At 57.7% G+C, this 2,572-nt stretch carries 3 protein-coding genes and 1 pseudogene; all 4 read left to right on the forward strand.

All coding sequences use genetic code 11. From position 1 onward, the window contains the following. A pseudogene (locus AC3B8H_RS20300) lies at positions 1-387 on the forward strand (hypothetical protein); the annotation flags it as partial. Between the two features lie 46 nt (positions 388-433). Next, positions 434-847, forward strand: coding sequence for a GFA family protein (locus AC3B8H_RS20305; protein WP_488443335.1), 414 nt, complete (start codon positions 434-436; stop codon positions 845-847). A gap of 36 nt (positions 848-883) precedes the next feature. Continuing rightward, a complete protein-coding gene (locus AC3B8H_RS20310; protein WP_488443336.1) occupies positions 884-1,870 on the forward strand; it encodes a Gfo/Idh/MocA family protein in 987 nt (328 codons plus the stop codon). Positions 1,871-2,187: 317 nt separating this feature from the next. Further along, the gene (locus AC3B8H_RS20315) at positions 2,188-2,451 is read left to right on the forward strand and encodes a DNA-binding protein (RefSeq protein WP_488443337.1); all 264 of its coding nucleotides are present in this window, start codon (positions 2,188-2,190) and stop codon (positions 2,449-2,451) included. Positions 2,452-2,572: the final 121 nt, after the last annotated feature.

Below are 2,572 nucleotides of genomic sequence, written 5' to 3' on the forward strand. Positions count from 1 at the left end.
AACGCGTTGGGCGACATCGTGGCGCGCGTGACCAATGACATTGCCGCCATCCAGCGTTTTTTTCGAATTGCCGTTCATCAATGGCTGAGTCTAATCAGCATCGCGTTGATCGCGCCGGCGTTCATGTTCCGGCAATCGCTCGAAAGTCTGTCGTTCGTGATCCAAGACCGCTTTTTATTTACGGTGATGATTTCCGAAAGTATTTCCTTCGATGATCCTAACAGACCACCCGACACGATTTGGGCCGCTGCCGCTCAAATAGCGGAAACCATCGCCGGGTTCGATGCCGGCTTGGCGACCTTGGTGGGAGAACGCGGCGTCACCTTGCCCGGCGGACAGAAACAACGGGCCGGCCTGGCGCCGCGCCACGGGTTGACGGCGGCGTGATCAAAAGTGCATTCTGATCTGAAATTGATCATTTTCCGGAGGCCCAATGTCCGAAGTCACGTTAAACGGCGCTTGCCTGTGCGGCGCCGTGCAATTTCAAGTACACGGCCAGCCGCAACGCTTTTACCACTGCCATTGCCAACGCTGCCGCAAGGCCACCGGCACCGGCCACGCCAGCAATTTGTTCATCGGCGATGCGACGCTGAGTTTTACGCAAGGCGAAGGCTTGCTGAAACGCTTTAAAGTGCCGGAGGCGCAACGCTTTGCCCGCCAGTTTTGCAGCGAATGCGGCGCGGCGGTGGCCCGCTTCGTACCGGAATTGAACGGCGTGGTGATTCCGGCCGGCGCGTTGGACGATGCGCCGCCGATCCAGCCGCAAGCGCGGATCTTCTGGGATTCGCGCGCCGATTGGTCTTGCGACGGCGACGATTTACCGCGTTACGCCGAATATCCGGTGTAAGCGCCGTCCGGCGGTTTAATCCAAGCGGCGATGGGGATGGTTCTCGACGAGGTACGCTGGGGCATGATCGGCTGCGGCGCGGTGACCGAACGCAAAAGCGCGCCGGCCTTCAACAAGATCGAGCATTCGCGGCTGGTGGCGGTGATGGGCCGCGATCCCGCCAAGGCGGCGGATTATGCGGCGCGCCACGGCGTGGCGCGATGGTATGCCGATGCGGAGGCGCTGCTTGCCGATCCGGCAGTCAATGCCGTTTATATCGCGACGCCACCGTCCAGCCACGCCGACTACGCGATGCTGGCCTTGCAAGCCGGCAAACCGGTCTACGTCGAAAAGCCGATGGCCTGCCGTTACGCCGAATGCCAGGCAATGAACCAGGCCGCCCACCGCGCCAGCCTGCCGCTATTCGTGGCCTATTATCGGCGCGCCTTGCCGTATTTTTTGCAAGCTAAAACGCTGCTGGATGCCGGCGCGATCGGCACGGTATTGGCGGTCAACGTTTGCCTGGTGCAGTCGCCGCGCCCGGCCGACCGCAATCCCAACCGCTTGCCGTGGCGGGTAAACCCGGCCGTGGCCGGCGGCGGTTACTTCTTCGATTTGGCCTGCCATAGCTTGGACCTATTGGACTTTTTACTGGGCCCTATCGCCGACGCCCAAGGCCGCGCCGAAAATCGCGGCGGACTTTATCCGGCGGAAGACACCGTCGCCGCATCGTTCAAGTTCGCCGGCGGCGCGCTGGGCACGGGCTTCTGGACCTTTGCCGCCGCCGACGCCAGCCGACGCGACAGCGTCGAAATTCTGGGTACTGCCGGCGCGATCCGCTTCTCGACCTTCGCCTTCACGCCAATCGAGCTGGAAACGCCAAGCGGCACCCAACACGACCTGCCGCCGAACCCGCACAACATCCAATACCACCTGATTGCCGCCATCGTCGCCGAACTGCGCGGCCAAGGCCGCTCGCCGTCGAACGGCACCAGCGCCGCCAGAACCAACTGGGTCATGGATAGGATCATTGGGGTTGGCTGACGACAGAAGTATGTTGATTTGGGTTGGCCCGACCATTTTGATCGGCTTGAGTTTGCCAATAACAACCGTCCGGATATAGCCCCGGTTGGCCCAACCTTCGAGAACGCCGAAAGGGATACCGGTTAGCTCGCTGAAGCGTTCCCGGTGCATGACCGGGACGAAGGCCGACAAGGGCCATTGTTGGGCTTGTTCCATGTTTTCGGGCATTTGGGTTACTATGATTAGCGGTTTGGTAACACTAACGAATTCTTAAGTAAATAATACTATTTACTTTTAGACCGTCAAGTAAAAAGTATCTATTACTTTAACGACTAGCAATGATCCGAGAACGACTCATAGAAGTAATTACAAAAAAAGGCTTGAATAACGAAGACTTAGAAGCGCGCACTGGTATCAAGGCCAGCACGTGGGGAAATCTGAGAACCAGGAAGCAACGAGCCAATGAAGACCATATCCGAGCATTCAATGAGCTTTGGCCCGAGTACGCCTATTGGCTAACAAACGGAAAGACAATTCCAGAAGCTGGACAAATCAGCCCAGAACTGGAGGAAGCCAGGCAAAAACTAGACAGGGCTGGGTAACTGCGGCTAAAACTTTAGCAAAATGGAATCGCTGTTATTCAGCCAGGGAAGAATAAACCAGAAGGCGACTGACCCTACGCGAAGATAAGTATCAATATGAAACTATTAAGAACTCTAATAT

This window comes from Methylomonas sp. BG-2 (assembly GCF_057766305.1).

Coding starts and splice junctions, on each gene's coding strand:
- AC3B8H_RS20315 (WP_488443337.1), top strand. CDS start 2,188: ATGATCCGAGAACGACTCATAGAAGTAATTACAAAAAAAGGCTTGAAT.
- AC3B8H_RS20305 (WP_488443335.1), top strand. CDS start 434: ATGTCCGAAGTCACGTTAAACGGCGCTTGCCTGTGCGGCGCCGTGCAA.
- AC3B8H_RS20310 (WP_488443336.1), top strand. CDS start 884: ATGGTTCTCGACGAGGTACGCTGGGGCATGATCGGCTGCGGCGCGGTG.